This window comes from Saccharopolyspora kobensis, from assembly GCF_900108315.1.
GTDB classification, from domain to species: Bacteria; Actinomycetota; Actinomycetes; order Mycobacteriales; family Pseudonocardiaceae; genus Saccharopolyspora; species Saccharopolyspora kobensis.
Genome location: NZ_FNVB01000009.1, coordinates 39,783 through 63,505 on the forward strand (window position 1 = coordinate 39,783; position 23,723 = coordinate 63,505).

The following is a 23,723-nucleotide window of genomic DNA, read 5'->3' on the forward strand; positions in this document are numbered from 1 at the left end:
ACGGGATCCGATGCAACCCTTCGATCCGAAGGCGTACGAGCGCGACGTGGTCCGACCGCTGCGGGGGCGCAGCGGTCGGTTGCCGGACGACCTGCTGACCCGGTACGCGATCGGGCCGGACTTCTCCGACGCGGACGTGGCGCAGCGGTTGTCGCAGGTGCGCTCGCACTGGAACAAGAGCGCCCAGTCCACCGCGAAGTCCAGCTTCACCACCAGCGTCTACAAGGCGTTCCTGCGCGAGGACGAGGAGCTGCGCCGCGAGCACGGCGACAAGATGTCGCGGATGTCATGGTGGCGCGCGCGGCACGACGACCGGGCGGCAGCCGGGCAGGCCCAGATCGACGAGCTCGCCCAGATGCTCAAGGCGAACTTCGGCGAACTCGGGCTCATCACGCCGGGCCAGCTGGAGGCGATGCGGGAAGCCTTCGGCCAACTCGCTCCGTCCGAAGTGGACAAGGCGCTGGCCAAGGCCGGGGTGCGGACGGCGGTTCCGCTGGACCTGCCGAAGACCTCCGGGATGCCCGACACGTTGTTCCGGAGGCTGAAAGAACTTCTGAAGGACGCCGAGGTCACCGGCATTCCCGAGCTGCTGCACGGAAAGCTGACCAGCTTCGCGCTGCTGACCGAATTCCGAAGCGCACCAGCACAACCCGACGGGCTGAGCGCGAAAGCCGTTCAGGCGGCGGTCGATCGCGAGAACCGGCGTTCCGGAAACCGCGCTGCGCGCGAAGCCCTCGGTCTGATCAACTCCGCGGCCGACCTCCGCCTGCTGGCGCTGTACCACCTGCTCGACGACGTGCGCAGGCTCCGCGAGAACGGTGCACCGGCCGGTGCGCTGCTGCGCGTGCTGCGCCAGTCCGGGCTGGAGGAAGGCGAGGCCCGGCAGGCCGTGGTGAGCGTGCTCAGCGAAGCCGGGCCGACGAAGATCGAGATCAGCGGCCTGGCGAAGGTGACCGAACTGCTCGCCGCCGGATACCTGGTGGCGGCCCAGCAAGCGCTGGTCGGCATCGCCGACGCCGAGGAGGCGGCCACCGCGAGAGCGGCCGTCGACCGGCACGCGGAGCAAGTGCGCTCGCTGCGCGAAGCGGCACATCGCGCGCTGGAGCGCGGAGCCGAAGGCGAAGCGCGCAGGCAGCTCACCGAAGCATCGCGGCTGGCCGCCGACGACGACGCGATAGCGGCGGAGGTGCGGCGCATCCCGGTGAGCCCGGTGGCGGACCTGACGGCGCAGCCGGAAGGGCTCGTGGTGCGGCTGTCGTGGCGGGCGCAGCCCGACCACGGCGTGAGCACCCGGTACCGGGTGGTGCGGCGGAGCGGGCGGACGCCCGGCGACGCCACCGACGGCGACGTGGTCGCGGAGGGGGCGGAGACCGCGGTGGTGGACACCGCCGCGGCGGCCGGGGCGGCCGCGGGGTACGCGGTGTTCGCGGCGGAGCCGGACGGGGCGTGGTCGCGGCCGGCCGCGGTGAGCGTCGAGGTGCTGCCGCCGGTGCACGCGGTGCAGATATCGGTCCGCACAGGCGCGGTGGAGGGCAGTTGGAAACTGCACCGCGACGCCATCGGTGTCGATGTGGTGCGGCGGGATGACTCCGGCGAGGTGCCGATTTCCACCAGCGGCAGAAACGCTTTTCGCGATTCCACTGTGGACTACAAGGTGGATTGCACGTACCTGCTGACGGCGCGCTACCGGCGTGCGGACGGCACCGAGGTTCGCGCGGAATCCGTCGCGGTGCGACACCGCGCGCGGGTTGTGCCGACCCTTCCTCCGGTGACTTCGTTGGAGGGGCGGCACTTCGGGCGTGAGCTCGTGGTGTCCTGGGTGTGGCCCGACGGCGTGCGGATGGCCGAGGTGTCCTGGAACAGCGCCTCGGACGGCGGGTCGCGGCGGCTGACGCGGCAGCAGTACCAGGACGAGGGTGGCTGCCGGATCGAAGGCGGGCCCGGCGAGACGCGCGTGCGGGTCGTCTCGATCGCCACCTCCGACGACGGCGAGAACCGCTCCGATCCGGGCGAGCTGTCCATCAGCGGGCCTCCCGCGCAGGTCGGCTACCAGGTGGAACGGCGCAACCGCTTGTTCGGCCCGAGCAGTGCGCGCATCGTGCTCACCAGCGACCTCCCGGTGCCGGAGTGCGAGGTGCTGGTGGTCGTCGCGCCGGGTCGCGTCATGCCGCTGCGGCCGGAGGACGGCAACGTCGTGCACCGCGCGGTGCACCGGATCGACGACCCGGTCGAGATCACCGTCGAACTCCCGAAGCGGAAACCGTTCTGGCTGCGCTGCTTCGTGTCAACACCCGGTATCGACTTGGTGGATCCACCCGTTACCCAGCTGAAGGTGACCTAATGTGAGCCTCTGTGATTTCAACGGATTTCCCGTGAGCCGGTCATACACAAGGCCGGGCACCCGCAGTCCAGGCGGGCACTGAGGTTCCGCTACTTGCACCGCCGCGCAAAAAGAGCCTGGAAGAACTCAGTGAGATCGCGTCGAGCACAACGCAACGAGCGCAGGGAAGACTAGATGGCCAAGGTCGCATGCCCCTACTGCTACCACCGGTTCCCGGTGGGCAACCTGCGCTTCCAGTGCACCGGTCGGCCGGCGCCGGGTCGCGAGAAGTGCCGCAAGGCCGTCGACCCCGAGCGGCAGCGGCTGACCGGCTACGCCGCCAGCACCTGGCCGACCTTCGCCGCACCGGGCCGCTTCGGCCGCAGCCCGCGCAAGGCCGACTGCCCGGACTGCGGCACCACCAGCGGGATCCGCGCCTGCCCGGTCTGCCACACGCCGCTGCCCGCCAACTTCGCCGACGGCGGCAGCCCGCTGATCGGCGTGGTCGGCGGCAAGAACGCGGGCAAGACCGTCTACACCACGGTCCTCGTGCACGAGCTGCGCAACACCATCCGCCGCCGCTTCGACGCCGACATCGCCTTCACCGGTGAGCAGGCCGGGGTCGGCACCGCGCAGTGGCTGGAGCGCTACGAGCAGGCGCTGTTCGGCGACCAGTCGCTGTTCGAGTCCACCACCAGCTCGGCCGACGGCATCCGGACCCCGCTGGTGATGCAGTGGCGGCAGCCGCGCCTCCAGCTGGGCAAGCGGGTGTACAGGACCACCACGCTGTCGTTCTACGACGCGGCGGGCGAGGACATGACGACCCAGGAGTTCGTCAACAGCCAGGCCTACCTGACCGCCGCGGACGGGCTGGTGGTGCTGCTGGACCCGTTCCAGTTACCCGGCGCGGCGGACCGGATCGCGGTGCCCGCCGCCGGCCGCCGCGACACCGAGCCGCCGATCAACGTGCTCAACCGCGTGACCGAGATGCTGCGCTCCAGCACCGGGCTCGGCGACGGCAAGCAGATCCGCACACCGATCGCGGTGGTGTTCTCCAAGATCGACGCGTTCTTCGGCGTGCTCGGCGAGAACCACCCGCTGCTGCGACCGCCGCGTACCGGCCCGGAGTACGACGAAGCCGCCGGTCAGGACACCGACGAACACCTGCGGGCGCTGCTGGCCGAGCTGGGCGCCGACGACATCGACGCCCACCTGCGGGCGCACTACCGGACGTTCCGCTACTTCGCGGTGTCGGCGCTCGGCGCGGAACCGGACTACGGCAGCAAGCAGATCGATCCGGCCGGTGTGCGACCGTTCCGCGTGGACGAACCACTGCTGTGGCTGCTCAGCAACTTCAAGGTCATCGAACGGAGCCGAGCATGAGCGCGCGGGAATTCCACTCGCTGTACTACACCGACTGCGGCCCCGGCCAGGGCCTGCGCGGCGGCGCCGGGTTCCAGTTCCAGGCGGTATCGCCGGACACCACCGACGAGATGATGACCGTCGTGCAGCGCTCGGCGCTGTACGAAGCACCGGTCGGCTGGATGCGGGACAAGCGCCCGGTGGAGGACTACCCGCCGTCGCTGGTCCACGTGCACAACGGCGTCTACGCGACGGCTCGCGGCGTGTACCTGGGCGCGGAGACGGGCGGCGTGCGGGAGGGCAACCAGTTCACCCACGCGCTGGTCGCCACCGACGCCCAGCTCTACGGGCCGATCCGCCCGGCGCAGCTGTGGGACGCGCCGTGGTGGGTGGAGGAGCCCGCGTCGAGCACCGAATGTCCCGCCGTGCCCGCCGAACCGGAGGCCGGGCCGTTCGGCGTGGAAGCGCTGCGGGAATGGGTGCTGGGGCAGCAGAACGGCGAATTATGGCTGCTCGCAGTGCATTCCGCAGTGGACAGGGTGCACGACGAAGGTGCGCCCCGCGTGGTGTTCATCAGCGAGGACCCGGCGGCGGTGATGCGTTGGATCGCCGCCGCGACGCTGCTGCTGCCGCAGGAGCGGGCGCTGCGGGTCGGGTTCCGGGTGTTCGCCACCAACCCGCAGTTCAGCGAGCAGGAGGTGCTGGCGCTGCACCCGGACTGGGCGGGCTCGCTGGCCGAACCGGAGCGGCACACCGACTTCACGGTGTTCAACCTGGTCACCGGCAAGCACCGGGAGGCCGAGGCCAGCGATTCCGCGCTGCACTGGGTCTCGCGCTTCCTCCGCGCCGATCCCTACGACGTGGTGGACGCGATCGAGCTGTCCCACCAGTTCGCCCGCGGCCGCGGCGCGGCCCGCCCGAGCACCGGCGACCGGCTGGCCGCCGGTGTGCTGGCGCTGGAGGAACCGGTGTCCGGCCAGGAATCGGCGATGGCGCTGGCCGAGTGGCTGGCCGACCCGCCCGCGGTGTCCGCCGCCGACGTGCTGGAACCGGTGCTGGCCGCCGTCCTCGCCGCCGAGCCCGGAGTGCCCGTGCTCGCGCGGCTCGCCGGGCTCGACCTGGAGCAGGCCGGGCAGGTGCGGTTCGCCCTGCTGCGCGCGGAGATCGGCGAGATCATCCGCGGCACGTCCACCGGCGACCGGGCCCCGCTGGCGGAGAACCGGTGGCGCCGGGACGAAGTGGAGCGGGCCACGAGGCTGGTGGAGGGCGCGACAGGCGCGGTGCTGCCGGAGCGGATGGACCTGCTGCTGCGCACCGCGGCCCGCTTCGGCGTGCGGCCCCGGTTGGGCAACTTCGCCGAGCCCGCCGCGCGATTCGTGGAGTGGTGGGCGCAGCACCCGCACGCCGCTGTCGATCCGTCGAGCTGGACGTGCGGGGCGGAGTTCGTCGACCTCCTGCGCGACGTGCTGGCGCGGCGGCTCGAAGGGCCGTGGGGCGACGAGGTCGCCGCGGCGATCAAGGAGCGCTGGTGGCGGCTGCTCGCCCCGACCGTCAGCGATCCGTTCATGCCGCTGGACGCCGCCGTCGCGTCCGCCGCGGTGGCCGCCGGCGGCTCGGTGCGGCGGGAGACCATCGAGGTGTTCCGCGGGCTGCTGCGCAAGCCCGAGCAGCCCGGCACCGGGGAAGCGGTGTACGACGCGCTGTTCGGCGAATCCGCGCCCACGCTGGTGGAGCTGTCCGCCTTCCTCGCGGAGCTGCCGTCCACGGCGGTGTCGGACGCCTTGGCGCAGCGGGCTTTCGGTGTGCTGGGCAAGGCCAAGGTGTCCGGCCGCTACCTCGACGTGCTGCGGGTGCTCAGCCACCACCTCGGTGACCGGCAGGACCTGCGCAAGCTGTGGGAGGACGACGGCCGCCTGCGCGCCTGGCTGAGCACGCTCCGGCGGAAGGGCGCCGAAGCGGGCGGCCCCGGCGACATCTCGGAGCAGGTGCTCGCCGCGCGCGCCGCGCAGGTCGTCGAAGCGCTGCTCGCCTGCCCGCCACCGGACTCGCCGGCACTGGTGGTCAGCAGCGGTGACCAGCTCCAGCACACCCTGGTCCGCGAGCTGCCCGCGGTGTGGAACGACGAGGACGCCGACCCCGACCGGCGGGATCGCGCCGTGATGCTGGCGTTCGCGGTCTGCTGGTCGGACGACACCACCGGCACGATCCGCGCGGCCTTCGGGCGCGAGCTGGAAGCCTGGATGCACGCGCACAAGCAGGCCGATTTCCGGCGCATCAGCAAGCTCCTGCGCGGTGTCGGGGCCGACTACGCCTCGGGGTGGCACGACTGGTTGCGGGACGCCGCCCAGCGCAAGCCGAAGCAGGCGCGGACCCGCCAGGTCGCGCGGCGGTTCTTCGGCAAGCGGGAGCGCTGACGTGCCCTACCTCGTCCTGGCGCTCGCAGTGCTGTTCGGCGGCGCGGTCGTCCTGATGCTGATGTCCGCGGTGGTGACCGCGCTGTCGCCGCTGCTGGCGCTGGCCGGTGCGGGCACGGCCCTGGTCACCGCATCGCTGACGCTGTTCGGCCGCGGCCCCGAGCGGCCTGTCCTGGTCACCCCGGACCGGGTGGTCGGCGGGACGGCCGGCATGCGCGCGAAGCAGGGCCCGTTCCCGCGCGACTGGGCATGGCCGGGCTACCTGGTCGCGCAGTGGCGCCGCGACCTGGTGGCGATCCTCCGCGGCTGGGGCGGGCTGGTCGCGCGCGGCTGGCGGTGGGCGTTCGGGCGGGGACAACTCGGCGCGCAGCGGTGGTTCCGCGTCGGGCTGGTCGTCTTCCTCGGGCCGCCCTTCCTGTTCGGCGGCGCGCTGGGCGCCTTCCAGGGCCTGCTGTTCGGTGCCGTGGTGCTGCTCCTGGGCTGGATCGGCTGGGGCACCGCGATCGGCGCCATGCGCGGCTACGACAACACCGTGCGAGGCCTGCGCCGGGCCAGCGCCAGCTGCCCGACCTGCTACCACGTGATGTCCGTGCCCGCCTACCGGTGCAGCGGCTGCCAGACGGTCCACCACGACATCCGGCCGGGCCTGCTGGGCGCGATCCGGCGCAGGTGCGGCTGCGGCGAGCGGCTGCCGACGACGGTGCTGCGGGCGTCCCGGCACCTGGAAGGGCGCTGCCAGCGCTGCGACCGACCGCTGCGCGGCGGCTCCGGCGCGGTCACCGACATCCGGGTGCCGGTGTTCGGCCCGGTGTCGGCGGGCAAGACCAGGTTGGTGCACGCGGGCCTGGTGACGCTGCGGGACCTGGCCGCGGCCGAAGGCGTCCGGGCGGACTTCGTCGACGACAGCAGCAGACAGGCATTCCAGCACGGCGAGCAGCTGGTCAGCAGCGGTGCCGACACCACCAAGACCCCGGCCGGGCAGCTGCCCGCGGCGATCACCGTGCAGCTGGTCAAGTCGCGAGGACGGGCGCTGCTGCACCTGTTCGACGCGGCGGGCGAGTTCTTCCTGGACCGCGAGGACAACAGCGAGCTGGAGTTCCTCGACCACGCGGGCGGCCTGGTGTTCGTGATCGACCCGTTCACCATCGGCTGGGTGCGCGACCAGCTCGGCGGCCACCTGGAGTCCCGGCTCGCCGAGGCCCACCCGGCCAGCGGCGATCCCGAGCAGGTCTACCACGTCACGGCGCGGCGGTTGCGCGACTACGGCGTGGAGACCGGCAAGCGCGCGCTGGCGATCGCGGTGGTCAAGGCCGACCTGCTGACCGACGTGCCGTGGGCGGCCGACCTGTGCGCGGGCGCGGTCCGGGAGTGGCTGGTCACCGCGGGCCTGGACAACCTGGTGCTCGCCGCGGAGCGGGACTTCGCCGAGGTCCGCTTCTTCGTGGTGTCCTCGGTGCTCGGCACCCGGCCCGGGCACCGGATGACCCCGGCCGCGCCGTTCCGGTGGCTGCTCGGCCGCGGCGGGTTCCCGCTCGGCGACGACGAGGAGAAGGCGGTGGGAGCATGAACGACCGGCCACCGACCGGTTACCTGGCGTTCCGCTGGGCCCTGGTGGGCACCTTCGCGATCGCGCTGCTGCTCAGCGGCTACTCGGCGCTCAGCGGGTTCTTCTCGGCGCTCTTCTCCTGACCGGCTGCCGGGAATGCCGCTCGATCACCGAAATGCCCGATGGTGAAAACGTGATCCGCTGCACCGTTGGTGTATGGACGATCACGTTGCGATAACAATGGGGCTCTAAGCGGGGATACTTCGCGTGGAGGTTGCCGCGCACAACCATCGGAGCACGACCACGCGAGGGTGGTCCGCGGCGCAACGGTGCACCGGCAGTCTGGAGGTTGGCATGGTCGCGGCGCTGCAAGCGCACGCAGCTTGGTTGGTGAACGCGCTGGGTGTGAACCGGAACCCGCTGCGCAGGCCGATCGACCGGCTCGCGGCGGGGATCACGGTCCTGCTGCTGATGGCGGCGCTGATCATGGTCCCGGTGGCGGGCATGTTCGGCGCCTCGCTGCACACCGATCTGACCCGGCGCGCGGCGGAAACGGCGGAGACCACCCGCCCGGTGGAGGCGGTGCTGGCCACCGGGCCGGAGATGAACATCCCGGTCTCCGAGGTCTACAGCCACGACGCGCTGAGCTCCACCGCCGTCGCGGAATGGCGCGTCGGCCTGCGCACGCACAGCGCGAACGTCCAGGTCCCGGCCAACGCCTCGGCCGGTGAGACGGTGACGGTGTGGGTCGACCAGGCGGGCGAGCGGGTCCCGCAACCGCCGAGCTCGGGCTCGGTCGCCACCTCGGCGGTCTTCGCGGCCCTGCTCGTCCTCCTGGTGGCGGAACTGACCTGCTTCGCGCTGATCAGGGCGACCCAGGGGCTCGCCCGCCGGATCGGTGCCCGCGCCTGGGCGCGCGAGTGGCTGCACCTCCAGCACGGTGGAACCTGGTCCCAGCGCTGAGAACGGTGCTGCGGGCTCGTACCGCGCGGCGCAGCCTCGGCGCCCGACTGGCCTCCGGGCGCCCGGCCCGGTGCCGAACTTCCCGGAAAAGCGGTTGAGCGGGTGTCGGCCGCGCGCCTAGCGTTCGGGGCGTGCTCGCGCTTTCGGTCAACGTCGGAATCGCTCGTCCGCTCGCCGCGAAGTCCGGGCAGAGCGGCATCGACAAACGGCCGGTGCACACGCCGGTCGCGGTGCGGGAGCCGCGAGCCGGCGGTAGCGGGCTGGCCGGTGACACGATCTGCGACACGGCCAACCACGGCGGCCGGGACCAGGCCGTCTACGCCTACGCGCGCGAAGATCTCGACCGGTGGGAGCCCGAGCTGGGCGCGCTGCGGTGCGGCGCGTTCGGCGAGAACCTCACCACGAGCGGCGTGGACGTCACGGGAGCGCTGATCGGGGAGCGGTGGCGGATCGGCCGCGACGTCGTGCTCCAGGTGACCGTGCCCCGCATCCCGTGCCGGACGTTCGCCGTGTGGCTGGACCGCGGCGGCTGGGTGAAGACGTTCGTCCAGCGGGCCGTTCCCGGCGCCTACCTGAGCGTGGTGGCGCCGGGAGACATCAGCACCGGCGACGCCATCGACGTCGAGCACCGTCCCGACCACGGCGTGGCGATCGGGACGGTGTTCCGGGCGCTGACCACGCAGCCCGACCTGCTGCCGCGGCTGGTGGACGTCCCGGAGCTGCCCGAGGACGTCCGGAGCAGGGCGGCAGCGCGAAGCCCCTACGTGCTCGACTAGTTCGGGCTCGGCGCGACCCCGGCGCGGTACGGGGCGAGCATCTTGGTCAGCCAGGCCTCGCCGATCGGCGTGTCCAGGTCGATCTGCAGCTCCGGTTCGGCATCGGCCAGCGCATCGGCGCACCGATCGCCGAAGAGCACCACGGCGGGTTTGCCGGTGTCCCGCTTGGACGGCCAGATCAGCCCGTCCGCCCAGGGCGCCTGCGAGCGGATCCACACCGCCCACCGCCGGGTGTGCGGGTAGGCGTCGCGGCCCGCGGCGTCGACCAGCCAGGAATCCTGCGCCACCGCCGCGAGATCCGGTGCGTCCAGCAGGCTGACCAGCGTCAGCTCCCGGTTCGCGCGCACCGCGCTGAACCGCCGCCCGGCGATCTGCGCGCGGCGGATCAGCCGCTGCCCGTCGGCGCCGAACCCGAGGTTGCGCAGCAGCACCTCGGCCAACGCCGTGGTCACGTGCAATCCGGCGTAATAGCTGGGGAACGGGTCTTCCGGAGTGCCGTCGAACCGGCCGCCCGGCGAGCCGAAGCTCACGTGCGCGGGCTTGAACTCGGCGGCGTGCCGCTCGCGCTCGTGGAGCCGGAACAGCGCGGTGTCGGTGCGCAGGACGTAGCGGTTCGGCGTGGCCTCGAACTGCTGAGGCGGAGTGGCCTGCGGCATGCTCACACCTCCGTCGACTCGTCGCGGGCGGCGTCGATCAGCGCGGCGTCGTCGACCTGGCCGATCAGCTGCGCCGGGATCCCGCCCAGCCAGTCGTTCGGGCCGAGCCACCAGTCCGCCGCGCCCCACGGGTCCTCGCCGACCCGCAAGCGCCGGTTCACGTCGCGCACCAGCGCGCGCGGTGTGCCGTCCGCGTCGAACTGGAACGCCGGGTACCGGTCGCCGCCCTCGGCGGGCAGCCGGATCAGGTCCGGGTCGGCGGGGTCGACGCCGACGGCCGAGAGCTGGTGCGCGTCGAGGGATTCCGCCGCGAGCAGCTGGTCCAGCCGCGGGCTCGGCGCGGAACCGGTCAGCCGGTCGCGCAGCCCGGTGCTCAGCCGCACCCAGTCCACCTCGGGACGGCGGAACCTGGACACGGGCTCGGCCAGCGCCCGCCGCACCGGGTGCTCGACGGGCAGCACGTCGCCCAGGAGCGAAGCGATGTCCTCGGTGACCATCGCGGAGGTGTCGGCGTCGGCGTCGGCGTCCTGCAGCTCGGCGATCAGCGACACCAACCTGGTGAACGTCTCCGGATCCAGCCGGTCCGCCACGTCGTCCCACTCGGCGGTGAGCGCGTCCAACATCTTCTGCTGGCTCACCGCGACCTCCCCGCCGCGATCTCAACGAGGTCTTTCCGACCGGGTTCTGCGTGGCGGTGCGGGTGGTGGAACCTCGGCGCCCGCCTGGACTCCGGGTGCCCGTCCTGATGCATGACCGATGCACGGCGGCTGGCCCGTCCTCGCCAGGCGAACGCTGAGAACCCGCGGTGGTGCGAGCTGCGAGGGTGGGCTGTGCGCCTGACGGCGCCTGCGGCACCTGCCGCTCGGTGCCGGTCGCCCCCCGCAGCTGCGGACCGCGGGCCGGAGGAACAAAATTCAATTGAAATCAAACGTCTGATTTCAATTGAAATTGCGGGCGGTCGTCGGCCAGCGCCGGTGTGTCGGGTGCCGACACACCGGCGATTCGCACTTTCCACTGGAATCGCTCTCCTATCCGCTGACGGAGTGACCGGCGATGTCGGTGCGGGCCCTGGCCACGGACTTGCGGTCCGCGCCGCCGATGTCGAGCTCGAAGCGCACATCGCTGCCGGTCTCCAGTTCCCTGGCGTGCACGGTGAGCTCGCCGGTCTCGGACATGGCGAAGGTGATCTCGATCCGGCAGCCCGCCGGTCGGGCCGGTATGCCGGTGAGCATGCCGCGCCCGACCTTGGTGTTGTCGGCCAGATCGTCGGAAGGCGTCGGCCCGGCCTGCTCCCAGACCTCGATCTCGGCCATCCGCTGGTTGTCGATGGCGGTCTGGAACGGGAACGGGCCGGTGTCGGCGGGCAGCTGGGTGTTGGGCTGCAGCAGGTGCGCGACCATCTGCCGGGCCCGGACCGGATCGGTCAGCGCCAGCGGATCGCGCGGATCGACGGCCTTGACCCCGAACGCCCGGGGCACCACGGTCGCCACCCGCTTGCGGGCCATCGCCGCGGCATCGGCCTCGCTGATGCCCAGCTGCCGCGCCGAACCGCCCTTGGCCTGTTTGATCAGCGCGAACAGCGCGGCGCCCTTGGCGACCGCGAGGTCGGGCTCGGACAACCGGGCGGTCAGCCCGAACCGCTCCTCCAACGCGGCCGAGACCGCGGGCATCCGGGTCATGCCACCGGCCAGCAGCACCTCGTCGAACCGCTCGACGCCCTTGCGGCGCGCGGTGTCGATGATCCGCCCGGTGATCGTCATGGTCCGCTCGAGCAGGTCGGCGGTGAGCTCCTCCAGCAGCTCCCGGGTGAACTTCACGTTGACCGCCGCTCCCGAGGCGCGCAGCGCGACGTTGCGGGACATCGTGGCGCTCAACGCCTTCTTGACCTCTTCGGCCCGGTCGGCGAACTCCTGCATGGCCAGCTCGTCGGCGCTGGGATCCAGCTTCGGGTGCGCTTCGCGGAAGGTGCTGAGCAGGTGGTCCACGATGCGCTGGTCCCAGTCCGCGCCGCCCAGCTCGCCGTCGCCGTCGGTGCACACCACCTGGACGTCATCGCCGGAAACCCGGATCACGGTGGTGTCGAAGGTGCCGCCGCCCAGGTCGTAGACCAGCACGTGCCGCGTGCCCGCAGCGTCGTCGAGCACGTGGTGGTGCAGCGCGGCGGCGACCGGCTCGGCCAGCACGTCCAGCACGGTCAGCCCCGCGATCTCGCCGGCCCGGCGGGTGGCCTCGCGCTCGGCGATGCCGAAGTGCGCGGGCACGGTGATCACCACGTCGCGCACTTCCAGCCCGGTGTTCTCCTCGGCGGCGCGGGCGAGTTCGCGCAGGATCAGCGCGGAGATCTTCTCCGGCGTGTACCGCTCGCGGTGGTAGGTGAACTCGACGCCCTCGCGCCCCATGTCCCGCTTGACCAGCTGCGCCACCAGGTGCGGGGCGAGCAGCGCGGAGTTCTTCGCCGCGGTGCCGACCAGCGCGCTGCCCGGCCGCTCGAAGTACACCACCGACGGCGTGGTGTCCTCGCCGATCGCGCTCTTGGCGATCACCGGGCGGGTGGTCTCGTCGACGTAGGAGATGCAGGAGTGCGTCGTGCCGAGGTCGATGCCGAACGTCGCCATCGGGTTCCCTTCTTCATCGGCCCTGATAGGTGAATGCTGCCCAGTGCTGCGGCGCGGCGGGGTCGACTTCGGCGAAGAAAGCCCCCAGTTCCCCGGGAATCCCGTCCAGCGGGCGCCGCCTCGGATCGAGCATCCACAGCTGCGCGGCCCGCAGTGCGCTCGCCGGATCGGGGTAGCCGGCGTTGAGGTAGTGGTGGAACACGATCATGAACATGGCGGTGGGCAGGTCCACCACCTCCCACCGGGTCCCGACCACCCCGACGGCCCCGGCGGCGAGGAACGCGGTGGACAGCGTCAGCACCTCGTCGTGCTGCCGGTCGGTCAGATCGCTGGCGCAGGCCGCGAGCACCACCAGCGCGCCGGCGGGTTTGTCCCGCGACTGCCGCAGGATGTCCTGCACCGGCAGCACTTCCTGCGAACCCAGCAGCAGCGCCGATTCCACCGGCAGCTCGGCGGGCACGGCGTGGCAGGCCAGGTGCAGCATCGACGCGCTGGGCAGCAGCGCCAGCACGTCGGCGGGCTTCGGCGGCGGCTGCCGGTCCCGACGGCGAGGATCGCGCGGTTTTCCCAGGTAGGGGCCGTGCGAGTAGTGCGTGCGGTGGATGTGGCCCATCTCGTGCTGGGTCCAGTGCAGCTCCGGCATCCGCACCAGCGCGGGCTCGCTGTCCCACGGCCGGGCTTCCCGCCGACCGGCTTCGAGGAACTGCCGTGCCGAAGCGGCGTAGCAGATCACGGCGTCCTGGCAGGCGTACCGGACCTTGCCGCCCGGCACCCGCCGCCGCGCGGCGTGCCACGGCACGGCGCCGAACTTGCCCACCGGCACCAGCACGATCCGCAGCGGCCCGGAACCCGCCAGCAGATCCAGCACCGGGTTCAGCACCGCCGCCCAAGCCCAGTCGCACACTTCGGCCAGCGCGGTTCGCCACTCGTCCTCGACGTCCTTCCCACGAGCGCGCTCCCGTTGCGCCTGGTCGAACCGCGCGACCGGCCCGTCCTCCCTGAGCTGCGGAGACATCACCTGCCGGACCTCGCCGTCAGCGGTGACCAGCACGACGACGCCGGGCAGCAGGTACACCAGCGCCCGGGTCGCCGAAGCGCGCAACCCGGCGGCGATCTCCTCCACCGGCGGCGGCGAAAGCAACTGCGCCTCAACGGGTTCGAGCGCGCGCAGCACCCGGTATCGGAGGTCGCTGGGCAGGTCGGCATCGGAAACCCTGATCACACCGGCATTTCCGACGTCCCACGGCCGTTCCTCGGCGGCTTCGGCCTCCCACCGCTCGGCCAGCTCGCCGTGCCCGTGCTCCCGGAGCAGGGTCGGGATGCTCGCCTCCACGGTCGAGGCGTGCAGGACCATGCCGCGCCCCAGCTCCAGCGCCTGCACAGCGGCCTCCGGCTGCCCGACGGCCAGGCACCAGTGGCTGACCTCCGTCGCTTCGCCGGTCGCGGTGTTCGCGGTCTCCAGCGCTCGCCGGGGGCTGTTCTGCAGCAGCACGTTGCGCGCCCGCTCCCGCAGCGAGGCCAACCCGTTGGACACGGCGCGCTGCTGGTCGCGGCGCGCGCTGTCGCCGCGGGTGAAGTAGCAGTCGGCCAGGGAGTTCAGCAGGTTCGCGGTCTCGAACGCGCCCGGTTCAGGCTCGAACTCGCGGAGGATCTGCTCGAAGCGGTTGATGGCGTTGTTCAGATCGCGCGGCGAGCGGGTGATCTCGTAGCGGGCCCGCAGCGCGATCCCGAGGCCTTCCAACGCCCCTCGTCGCTCTCGCGGATGCAGGTCGGGCTTGGCGCACACCTCGGTCATCATCGCGATACCGCGGTTGAGCACGGCGACGTCGCGAGTGGCGGTGCCCTGCCCGATGCACGTCATCGCCGCGCCGAGCACTTCGTTGGTGTGGTCGAGGTGGTGCTCGGGAACCTGGTCGAGCGCTTCCAGCACGGCGTCGGCGGCAGCGGGATCCGCGGCGTTGCCGGAGACGACGCTCTTCATGAGCTGGACCGACCCGAGCATGCTCGACACCCGCGGCCGCAACCAGTCGTCCTCGGGGAGGTCGTCGAGGAGCGCGGTCAGCTCGGCTTCCATGCGCTCGGCCTTCTCCGCGTCCATCGAGTGCGGCGAGATGTGCCGCGCCACTTCGGCGAACCGCGCGACGGCGTGCCGGTCGTGCCCGGAACCGGAGGCGAAGTACCGGGCGGCCTCCAGATCCTCCTGGCTGCCGAACGCCATGTACCGCTGGATCAGCAGCGAGCTCAACCACGGTGCGAGCAGCGGCCGGAGACCGTGGTCGGCGGGCAGCAGCTCATCGGCGCGGCGAAGGTGCTCCACCGAGGCGCTGGCGGCAGCGGTGTCGCGGGCGTTGATCGACTGAACGCCTTCGGCGGCGGCGAGCAGGAAGTGGTTGATCCCGGCGTTGAGCGGATCGGTGCCGCCGCGCCGCACCGCCTGCTCGGCGAGCTCCCGCACCCGGCCGAGGGATTGCCGGGAGCGGTCGAAGGCGGAGGAGACCAGCAGCGTGCTGGCCAGCGGCGTGATCACCTGCGCCCGCGCGGGGTCGTCGTCGGCGAAGTGCTCCAGGGCCTGTTCCAGTCGGCGGACGATGGCGGCGTGCTCGTCGGCGGTGAGGTCCTCGGGCTTGCTGTCGGGCATCCGCGCGGTGGCGCGCAGCCCGCTGATCAGCAGCGGCCGCATCGGGTGATCGGCGGGCAGCGCCGCAGCGGCCTCGGCGATCCGGGCGGTGGCGGTGTCGGTGTCCTCGGCATCGCCGGTGACCTCGGCGAGCTTCGCGGCCATCGCGGCCTGGAACGCGTCGATCTCCGGCCTGCCCGGCAGGTCCTCGCCCCAGGCGCGGGAGACTCGATCGAGCTCGTCGATCGCGCTCTCCCAGTCGGATGCGGTCGACTCGTCGGTCCGGCCGGCGGCGCTGACCAGCGTCCGCAGCAGCATGATGGAGCCGTCCGAGGTGTCGGCGATCGCATCCAGGTGCTCGCGCGCTTCGGCCAGTTCCTCCGGTGAAACCCGCAGGGTGAGCCCGTTGACCATGCTGGCGTTGAGCTGCCCGTGCCGGAGCTCGGCCGGGATGTGCCTGGTCAGCAGCAGGTAGGCGAGGCCGGTGTGGCAACTGTCGACGGCGTGCGGATCGTCGAGCTCCTGGAGAGCGGCGGTCAGATCCTCCACCGCGGCCCGGTGCTCGGAGTCGTCGCCACCGGCGGACATGAACCGCGTCAGGTGCATCGACCCGCGCACGAACCGGATCCGCGAGCGCAGCGGCGATTCCGGCAGCTGCTCGAACGCGGTGCCCAGATCGGCGAGAGCCGAGTCGACGTGCTCGAAAGCCGTCAGGCTGAGCACCATCTGACCGGTGATGAGGCCGATCCGCCCGATGATCTCCGGGTCGTCGACCAACGGCCGGAGCTGCTGCAAACAGCCCACCGCTGCGCGGAATTCGGCGGTATCACCGCGCTCGCCGCGCAGGGCGTGCGCGAGCCCGAGCTGGTACAGCGGCGCCGCGCGAGCGGGGGAGTTCTCGGCCAGGACTTCGAGGAGACTGCCTGCGACCGTGAGCACCTCGTCGACGTCGGCACCGGTCGTCTGCGCCCGCTGGAGCAGCAGGTCCGCGAGTTCCACCAGCAGCCGGTAGGCGGTCTCGTCGTCCAGCTCCTCACCGAGCTGGGCGTAGCGCTGCGCGATCTCTTCGTCGAGTTCGCCCGCCATCCCGTCCCTTCCTACCGCCGCAGAGCTTACTGCTTGGATGCGGCGGCTGATGGGAAAGTTCCCGCGAACGGCCCAGGCTTTCGCCGCACCTCGGGCTGGTGCGCCCGCGGCAGAACCGGTCAAAATACTCCAGTTCGATCGTGGTGTTCCCGGATTGAGGAGACGCACGTGGGCAAGCGACATCTGGTGACCGCCGTGGCCCTGGCCGCGGCGATGACGACCGCAGCACTACCCGCATCGGCCTCGGCAGCCGCCACGCCACCGGCGCTGTCGGACTTCGTGCTGGAGCCCACTAACGGCAACCTCCAGGGCATCGTCGACCAGCTCGACGCGGAACTGCCCAAGCTCGGCGTGCAGAACATCCTGGAGCAGGCCAACCGCACCGACGCCCCGAAGGGCGACGCCTGCACCTCACCCGCGCTGGACACCATGAAGTGGCCGTTGGCGCGCAAGTTCTGCTTCAACGCGGGCGATGTAGCCACCGAGGAGTGGATGCCGCAGGGCATCACCACGGTCGCCGACGCCCAGGAAGACCAGCAGTGGGGCACCAAGCAGGCGATCCTGGTCAGCTGGTACGACAAGCAGACGGCCCCGGTCAAGGGCGTCCGGGTCTCGTTCCTCGACACCGCGACGGGCGACTACCAGCACGTCCTGCTGGCGTACCCGTACATCAACAGCTACGGCAACCCGACCTACGAGGCGCTGACGACCCCGCAGGCCGGTGACGGAAGCGCCGTCCACGCGGGCGGAATCGCCTGGTACGGCAACTACCTGTACCTGGCGGACACCCGCCGCGGCATCCGCGTGTTCGACATGCGCTACATCTTCGACATCAAGTCGGCGGCCAACGGCAACGTCGACGACAGCAGCCAGCTGGGCCGCCAGAGCGGCACGTACTACAGCTACGGCTACCGCTACGTGATGCCCCAGGTCGCGGGCTACTCCAACCCGGGAGGCCTGGCGGACTTCCCGGCGGAGCACAGGTGCAACCCGAGCGGTCCGCAGAAGTTCTCCTACCTCGCCCTGGACCGCAGCCCGACCCCGGACACCCTGGTGACCGGCGAGTACTGCGCGAAGCAGGACGACCCGAACACCTACGGCCGAGTCGCGGAATGGCCCATGGACGGCAACACGGGCAAGCCCAAGCTGGACAGCGACGGCAAGTGGCGAGCGACGGCGGCCCACCGCCTCCCCAAACCGCGCGTCCAGGGAGCGGTGCCGACCGTCGGCCGCTGGTACCTGAGCAGCACCGGAAACGGCGACACCGGCCCGGGTTACCTCCAAGCGGCGAAGGGAATCGGAGTCCTGAGCACGGACAGCACGGAACAAGAAGTGGCGATCGGCGTGGAGGACCTGTCCTTCTGGCCGGGAAAGAACGAGCTCTGGACCGTCACGGAACACCCGGGCAAGCGAATCATCTACAGCACCCCGCGCCCCTGACCTGAACGCGAAGCGGCCCGGACGCCTCGGCGCCCGGGCCGCACTTCGCTCGCCCGCGGGCGTTCGACCGATACCGACGTCCGGTGGGCGGGCGGGTGCCTGTTCCGGAAAGCGGTGGGTACGGGTGTTGTGCCCACCGGCAGGCGCTGCTGGTAAGAACGCGTGCGGAACCAGAAGGCGAATGCTCGAGTGGTAACCGCGGACTGCTCTTTCTTGTTTCTCTGAAGGTCGTTGCCGATTAACCGCTTTAGTTCGCGCAGTTCTGAAGATGTGGTGCCGGTGTTGCCGTTTCGGTGTTCTCGACATCGATCTCGCGTGATTTGTCGTGATCTTGCCGAGTGCCATTCTGCGCGCGCCGAGTGGTGCTAGCTTGGCTCCGGGAAGTGATCGGCGACGCTGCGCTCTGGGATTCCGAGGTGGTTCGGTGTGATCGCGACGTACGCGTTTCCGCAGCACATCTCGGTTCGGGGGCGGATGGCCGGCGCTGTCGCCGTGTGCCTGCGGAAGACCGTGATGAGTCGGGTGGCCGATCCGATTCCTCCGGAGATCAGCGGGCACGGCGCCGATGGGAAGCCGCACGTCGCTTATCTGCCGCTGATCGACGCCGGGCATTCCGACGCCACCGGCGATGTGCTCGGCGTGGGGGTGCTGGTTCCCGAGGAACGGGCGGATCTGGATGCTGCCGTCGGCTCTGCGCTGGCGGCGGGCTTCGAGCTCCGGCTGTCCGGTGCGCATTTGCGGCTGAAGCGGCGCAGTGTTGTGGGGACGCCGCTGGACGCGCAGTGGTGGCTTCGGCGGTCGCGGCGGTGGGCCAGCGTGACGCCGATGGTGCTCGACCGGTTCTCCGGGCGGAGCGAGGAAGAGGCCGAGATCGGCCGCGCCTGCCTGCGCGCCGGTCTGCCCGAGCCGACGTCGGTCACCGCCGGGCGAGATCCGATGCTGCGCGGCGGCGCGTTCCTCGGGCGGCGTGACCTCGCCCGTCAGGAGAAGGGGCCGCGACCGTTCATGCACGTCCTGCTGGAGTTCCCGACACCGGTGCACGGGCCGGTGCTGCTCGGCGCGCAGCGCTACCTCGGGATGGGGCTCTGCGCGCCTCGCCCCTGATCAGGCTTCGCAGACAGTGCCCTCCGGCGGGAGGGTCGCGTCCGTGAAGTAGCGGTTCACGTGGTCGATCACGCAGCGGTTGCCCGCCGCCATGTAGAGGCCGTGGTAGACGCCGGGGAACTCGATCACCGTCGAACCGGGCACGTGGGACACCACCTCGCGGGTCGTCAGGAGCTCGTTCGCCCCGGACGCGCCGAGGATCGGCGGCAGGTTCTCGCCGTCCAGCGGGCCGCGCGGGTTGGTGACCTCCCAGCCGAGGCACGTCGTCTGGAGGCCCGGGAGGGCGTGCGGGAAGTCCGGGGTCAGGCGGCGGGCGCGTTCCGCAGCGGCTTCGAAGTCCTCGTAGGTGCGGTAGGTGAAGCCGTCGGCGCACTGGGTTGCGAGCATTGCGTTGGGGTGCCACGGTTTCCGCCCCTGGGACGGCATCGTGAAGACCGTCGCGTCGCCGTTGCGGGCCGCCGCGATCGCCTGGTCGAGCTCGGTGTAGCGGCTCACGCCGAGGAACGGCTGCATCGCGTTCTCCAGGTCGAAGGCGCTGTAGGCGAGCTCGGTGCCCGCGACCGGGATGGGGGCGCGGTCGGCCTCGACGAGCAAGTCGCGCCACACCGCGCGCACGTCCTCACCGCGCATGCTGCAGCTCTCCGTCTCGCCGCACCAGTCCACGAAGCGGTTGAACAGGTCCGTGCGCTCCAGAGCTCGCAGTTCGTCCGCGCGCTCGTCCGACGCTGTGTGGTTGACGATGCTGTCCAGGAACATCGTGCGCACCTGCTGCGGGAACAGCCGCGCGTAGGACACGCCGATCACGCCGCCGTAGGACTGGCCGAAGTAGTTCAGCTCCTCCTCGCCGAGCGCCTCGCGGATCGCGTCGAGATCCCGGGCGTGCGAGGCGGAGTCCATGTTGTCGTAGAGCCCGGGCGCGAGCTCGCGGCACCGGTCGGCCTGTGCCGCGTTCTCCGCTGCTTTGGCGTCGAATTCGGCTTGGCTGCGGGGAAAGGTGAATTCCGGCCCGGTCATGACGCAGGCCTCTTCCTGCGCCTGGCTCCAGGTGGGCCACGAGCCGCGGGGCTCCCAGGTCACCACGTCGAACCGGGTCCGCAGCTCGGCCACGTTGTCGGCACCGGCCTTGAGGTCCTCGATGCCGGACGCCCCTGGGCCGCCGGGGTTGAACACCACCGATCCGATGCGTTGCGCCGGGTCGGTGCTGGGCAGGCGCGCTATCCGCAGTGACAGCTTCGCGCCGTGCGGGGCGTCCCAGTCGACCGGGACCTCCACCTCCGCGCACTCGTAGCCGCCCGGGTCGTCCTCACCCGCGCACGGTTGCCACGCCAGTTGCCGTTCCGCCGTCGCCGTTGCGCATCCGGACAAGCAGAGGGCTGCCGCCACGACGGTGATCGCTCTTTTCATTTCCTTCGCTCCCAAGTGTTTTCGTGATCGGGAACGAAGTTAGGTGCGGTGTGCGGGTGCGGGCATCTGCCGCGGGGCATATCTTCACGCGTCGTCCCACGTGACCACGCCGTGCCGGTGCGCGTAGATCACCGCCTGCACGCGGGTCGCCAGGCCGAGCTTGGCGAGGATGCGCGCCACGTGGATCTTGACCGTGCCCGGCGCGATGTGGAGGACGCCGGCGATCTCCGCGTTGCTGAGCCCGCGGGCCAGCTCGACCAGCACCTCGCGCTCCCGCGCGGTCAGCTCGTCGAGCTCCGCCGTCGCCGGTCGCGGCGAGGTGGCGGCGAAGCGGTGCACCAGGCGCCGGGTCACCTGCGGATCGATCAGCCCCTGGCCGCGCTCCGCGGCCCGGATCGCATCGACGAACAGCGCCGGGTCGCTGTCCTTGAGCAGGAACCCGACCGCGCCCGCCTGCAACGCGCCGAACAGGTACTCGTCCAGGTCGAACGTGGTCAGCGCGATGACGGCCGGAGGCGGTGCGAGCGACATCAGGTGCCGGATCGCGGCCAGCCCGTCCATGCGCGGCATCCGGATGTCGGTGAGCACCACGTCGGGCTCGCGCCGCTCGGCCAGCGCGACGAGATCGGCACCGTCCACGGCCGCCCCGATCACCTCGATGCCGGGCTCGCCGGTCAGCAGCATGCGGAGCCCGTCGCGGGTCGGTGCCTGGTCGTCCGCGATCAGCACCCTGGTCATCGCGCTCCTCCGCGTGTCGGGATCCGGGCGCGCACCCGCCAGCCGCGCGGTTCGCGCGGGCCCGCGGCGAAGCTGCCGCCGAGCGATTCCACACGTTCCCGCATGCCGCGCAAGCCGCGTCCAGCGGGGCCCGGCACGCCGTGGCCCTGATCGTCCACTGTGATCACCAGGTGTTCCTCGTCGTCGGCGATCCGCACTTCGGCCTCCTCGGCGCTGGAATGCCTGGTCACGTTCGTCAGCGCCTCCTGCACGACGCGGTAAGCGCAGTGCCGCACGTCGCGGGGCAGATCTGCGGGGAGCGCGCCGCGCACGTCGATCCGGCCGGGCAGCCTGGCCACGAGGGCCTCCAGGTCGGGCGGTTTCTCGCTGTCGTCCAGGAGCCGGCGGATCTCCTGCAGCGCTTCGGCGGACAGCGTCGCGATGGTGGTCAGCACGGCGTCCGCCTCGGTCCCGGCGAGGGCCTTCCGCGAACCGACGGCCTGCATCCGGATCGCGCTGAGGTGGTGCCCGACGACGTCGTGCACATCGCGGGCCAGCTGCGCGCGTTCCTCCGCCCACACCTGCCTGACCTGGGCCTCCCGCAGACGTGCGAGCTGCTCGGCGCGGCTCTTCTGCAACCGCAGCGCGTATCCGAGCGCGACGGGCGCGACCGCGGTTCCCGGCACCGCGAGCAGGTCCAGCGGTTGCAGCGGTTCGTAGGCCAGCACGATGTTGAACAGCATCCAGATCGCCGAGCCGAGGGCGAGCACCGGCCAGCGGTCCTCCCGGTGGTAGGCCGCCGAACCGATCGCCGCCAGCGCCACCACCACTCCCGCCTGCGGCTGGCCCAGCACCACACCGATGCTGACCACACCGGCGGAAGCGGCTGCGGCGGTCAGCGGCAAGCGCCGGCGGAGGGCCAGCGGCGCGCACGCACCGAGCACGAGCAGCACCCACACCGGCCCCAGCTCGCCGGCGGCCGAGGAGTCGAGCACCGGAAGGCAGAGCGAGAGCGCGGCGGCCAGTGCCGCGAGCAGAGCGTCCTGGGCGCGATCGGCCAACCGCCGCCACCAGCGCACAACATCACGCATCCCGCCAGCATCGCCGAACTCGCCACCGCGCACGTCTGCCGGACGGGATACGCGCGAGTCACCCTCTGCGGCTCCATTTCCGCTGGTAGTGGCCCGTGAGTGTTTTGTGGGGCTATAGCACCTCAAAGTACTCACGGGCCCTGACCAGCGGAAACGGAAGGTGGTCGGCAAGCGGGACGCGAGGGTTCGCACCTGCGGCGGTCGGAGCGGCGCCGCGCTGGAGTCGCTCCGACCGATTAGTTTCGGCCTTCCCCGCGGTCCACTCCGGAGAACCTCGGCAGGAAGGGCACGTCATGTCCCGCGTCATCTACTCGGTCGCCTCCTCGCTGGACGGCTACAACACCGACGCCCAGGGCGACTTCTCCTGGGCGTACCCGGGCGAAGAGGTCATCGCGGCGCTCACCGCGGACATCGGCGCGGTGAGCACCTACCTCTACGGGCGGCGGATGTACGAGACGATGGCGGGCTGGGAGACCGATCCCGCCTTCGCCGCCCAGACGCCCGAATCGGCGCGGTGGGCGACCGCGTGGCAGGCGGCGGAGAAGATCGTCTTCTCGAAGACGCTGACCGAGGTCCGGACGAAGCGCACCAGGCTGGAGCGGGAGCTGACGGCCGAGGTGGTGGAGCGGGCGAGGGACGAGGCGACCGGTGATCTGACGGTCGAAGGTCCGACCCTGGCGCACAGCGCGCTCCGCCTGGGCCTGGTCGACGTGGTGGAGATCCTGATCTGCCCCGCCATCGTCGGCGGCGGGGCGCCGGTCCTGCCCGACGGCCTGCGGCTCGACCTCTCCCTGGAGCGGGAACGCCGCTTCGGCAACGGCATGGTCCAGCTCACCTACGCCGTCCGGTAGCCGCAACTCCGGCGGCCTGCCGGGCGGCCGCCGGAGATCCTGGTGGAGGTACGCGCTGGTCAGCGGATCGTGGCGCCGTACACGCGCTCGACCGCCATGGTGATGAGAACCCGGCGGTCGGCCACCATCACCGATCGGTACTCCGCCCAGTCCGGGTGCTCGCCCGCCGCTGCCCGGTAGTAGTCCACCAGGGCCGCGACCTCGGGGCCGTGCGGATCGGTGCCCGGGCCGGTCAGCGTCACCGGGCCTTCGGCGGTGGCCCACGAGTACCCGTCGGAGCTGGTGACCTCCAGCGCCGCCCGCGGATCCCGCCGCAGGTTCGCGGTCTTGGCCAGCCCCTCGGACGTCGAGATGCGCAGGACCCCGGACTGCTGGTCGTAGTGCGGCTGGACGGGGGAGAGCTGCGGCATGCCGTTCGACTTGATCGTGGCGAGCACGCCGAGCCGGCTCGCCGCGAGCAGCTCGTGCGGGTTGAACGCGGAAGCGGTCATGATCGTCCTCCTGGAAGCTTGCGGAACAGCTCGACCATCGCTCAGCACTCGCTGCTGCGCTCGGTCGAGCTCGGCAGGTGCCGATAACCCGAACCCGTCCCGCGGACGAGATGTTCCGCAGTCCGGAAGCGGAACGCGCGGCGAGGTCGACTGCCGCGCGATGCTGTTGCTGGTCAGCACGAGATCGACCGCGCACCGCGGCGGTCAGCGCAGGTTCCAGCGCGGCCCTGCTCCTCGGCGCCGGGGCGCCGCGAGCGTTCGCGACGGTCT

General features: G+C 71.5%; 18 protein-coding genes. 10 read left to right on the top strand and 8 right to left on the bottom strand.

From position 1 onward, the window contains the following. Window positions 1-10 precede the first annotated feature (10 nt). The 7 genes from C4T78_RS27410 to C4T78_RS27435 all read left to right on the top strand — a co-directional run bounded on the left by C4T78_RS27410 (window position 11) and on the right by C4T78_RS27435 (window position 9,381). Window positions 11-2,341 (top strand): SaeA-related protein, encoded by a 2,331-nt coding sequence (locus tag C4T78_RS27410; protein ID WP_093351326.1) that lies wholly within the window; start codon window positions 11-13, stop codon window positions 2,339-2,341. A gap of 174 nt (window positions 2,342-2,515) precedes the next feature. Next, window positions 2,516-3,703, top strand: coding sequence for a TRAFAC clade GTPase domain-containing protein (locus C4T78_RS27415; RefSeq protein ID WP_093351329.1), 1,188 nt, complete (start codon window positions 2,516-2,518; stop codon window positions 3,701-3,703). After that, window positions 3,700-6,096, top strand: coding sequence for a GTPase-associated protein 1-related protein (locus C4T78_RS27420; protein WP_093351331.1), 2,397 nt, complete (start codon window positions 3,700-3,702; stop codon window positions 6,094-6,096). The genes C4T78_RS27415 and C4T78_RS27420 overlap by 4 nt, the downstream gene beginning before the upstream one ends. Before the next feature lies 1 nt (window position 6,097). Then, on the top strand, window positions 6,098-7,663 hold the full coding sequence (locus C4T78_RS27425) for a TRAFAC clade GTPase domain-containing protein (protein WP_177247547.1): 1,566 nt from the start codon (window positions 6,098-6,100) through the stop codon (window positions 7,661-7,663). Then, the gene (locus C4T78_RS37145; protein ID WP_258958367.1) at window positions 7,660-7,785 is read left to right on the top strand and encodes a hypothetical protein; all 126 of its coding nucleotides are present in this window, start codon (window positions 7,660-7,662) and stop codon (window positions 7,783-7,785) included. Before C4T78_RS27425 ends, C4T78_RS37145 begins: the two co-directional genes overlap by 4 nt. A 211-nt stretch (window positions 7,786-7,996) precedes the next feature. After that, entirely contained in the window at window positions 7,997-8,605 is a 609-nt protein-coding gene (locus C4T78_RS27430; RefSeq protein ID WP_093351333.1) for an Rv1733c family protein, read from the top strand. Window positions 8,606-8,736: 131 nt separating this feature from the next. After that, entirely contained in the window at window positions 8,737-9,381 is a 645-nt protein-coding gene (locus tag C4T78_RS27435; RefSeq protein WP_093351336.1) for an MOSC domain-containing protein, read from the top strand. On the opposite strand, the gene C4T78_RS27440 is transcribed toward C4T78_RS27435, so the two are convergent. From C4T78_RS27440 to C4T78_RS27455, 4 genes are all read right to left on the bottom strand, one after another. Next, complete coding sequence (locus tag C4T78_RS27440; RefSeq protein ID WP_093351339.1) at window positions 9,378-10,037, bottom strand: RES family NAD+ phosphorylase; 660 nt, start codon at window positions 10,035-10,037, stop codon at window positions 9,378-9,380. The genes C4T78_RS27435 and C4T78_RS27440 overlap by 4 nt on opposite strands. 2 nt (window positions 10,038-10,039) lie before the next feature. Then, on the bottom strand, window positions 10,040-10,675 hold the full coding sequence (locus C4T78_RS27445; protein WP_093351342.1) for a hypothetical protein: 636 nt from the start codon (window positions 10,673-10,675) through the stop codon (window positions 10,040-10,042). A 390-nt stretch (window positions 10,676-11,065) separates the two neighbouring features. Next, window positions 11,066-12,652 (bottom strand): Hsp70 family protein, encoded by a 1,587-nt coding sequence (locus tag C4T78_RS27450; protein ID WP_093351344.1) that lies wholly within the window; start codon window positions 12,650-12,652, stop codon window positions 11,066-11,068. A 13-nt stretch (window positions 12,653-12,665) separates the two neighbouring features. Then, the gene (locus C4T78_RS27455; RefSeq protein WP_143185805.1) at window positions 12,666-16,355 is read right to left on the bottom strand and encodes a CHAT domain-containing protein; all 3,690 of its coding nucleotides are present in this window, start codon (window positions 16,353-16,355) and stop codon (window positions 12,666-12,668) included. A gap of 168 nt (window positions 16,356-16,523) precedes the next feature. Between C4T78_RS27455 and C4T78_RS27460 the strand changes: the two genes are divergently transcribed. Further along, window positions 16,524-17,795 carry an LVIVD repeat-containing protein gene (locus tag C4T78_RS27460; RefSeq protein WP_143185807.1) on the top strand — a complete coding sequence of 424 codons (1,272 nt, stop codon included), beginning with the start codon at window positions 16,524-16,526 and terminating at the stop codon, window positions 17,793-17,795. A gap of 426 nt (window positions 17,796-18,221) precedes the next feature. Beyond that, window positions 18,222-18,899, top strand: coding sequence for a type I-G CRISPR-associated protein Csb2 (gene csb2 / locus C4T78_RS27465; protein ID WP_093351351.1), 678 nt, complete (start codon window positions 18,222-18,224; stop codon window positions 18,897-18,899). Here the strand turns inward: csb2 and C4T78_RS27470 are convergent, their stop codons facing one another. From C4T78_RS27470 to C4T78_RS27480, 3 genes are all read right to left on the bottom strand, one after another. Next, the gene (locus C4T78_RS27470) at window positions 18,900-20,303 is read right to left on the bottom strand and encodes an alpha/beta fold hydrolase (protein ID WP_093351354.1); all 1,404 of its coding nucleotides are present in this window, start codon (window positions 20,301-20,303) and stop codon (window positions 18,900-18,902) included. Between the two features lie 84 nt (window positions 20,304-20,387). Further along, a complete protein-coding gene (locus C4T78_RS27475) occupies window positions 20,388-21,041 on the bottom strand; it encodes a response regulator (RefSeq protein ID WP_093351357.1) in 654 nt (217 codons plus the stop codon). Continuing rightward, window positions 21,038-22,111 carry a sensor histidine kinase gene (locus C4T78_RS27480; protein WP_143185809.1) on the bottom strand — a complete coding sequence of 358 codons (1,074 nt, stop codon included), beginning with the start codon at window positions 22,109-22,111 and terminating at the stop codon, window positions 21,038-21,040. Before C4T78_RS27480 ends, C4T78_RS27475 begins: the two co-directional genes overlap by 4 nt. A gap of 293 nt (window positions 22,112-22,404) precedes the next feature. On the opposite strand from C4T78_RS27480, the gene C4T78_RS27485 reads away from it, so the two are divergent. Beyond that, window positions 22,405-22,962: a dihydrofolate reductase family protein gene (locus C4T78_RS27485; RefSeq protein ID WP_093351362.1), complete on the top strand. Its 558-nt coding sequence runs from the start codon at window positions 22,405-22,407 to the stop codon at window positions 22,960-22,962. Between the two features lie 59 nt (window positions 22,963-23,021). Here C4T78_RS27485 and C4T78_RS27490 read toward each other — a convergent pair whose 3' ends face one another. Next, window positions 23,022-23,453 (bottom strand): PPOX class F420-dependent oxidoreductase, encoded by a 432-nt coding sequence (locus C4T78_RS27490; protein ID WP_093351364.1) that lies wholly within the window; start codon window positions 23,451-23,453, stop codon window positions 23,022-23,024. Window positions 23,454-23,723 lie beyond the last annotated feature (270 nt).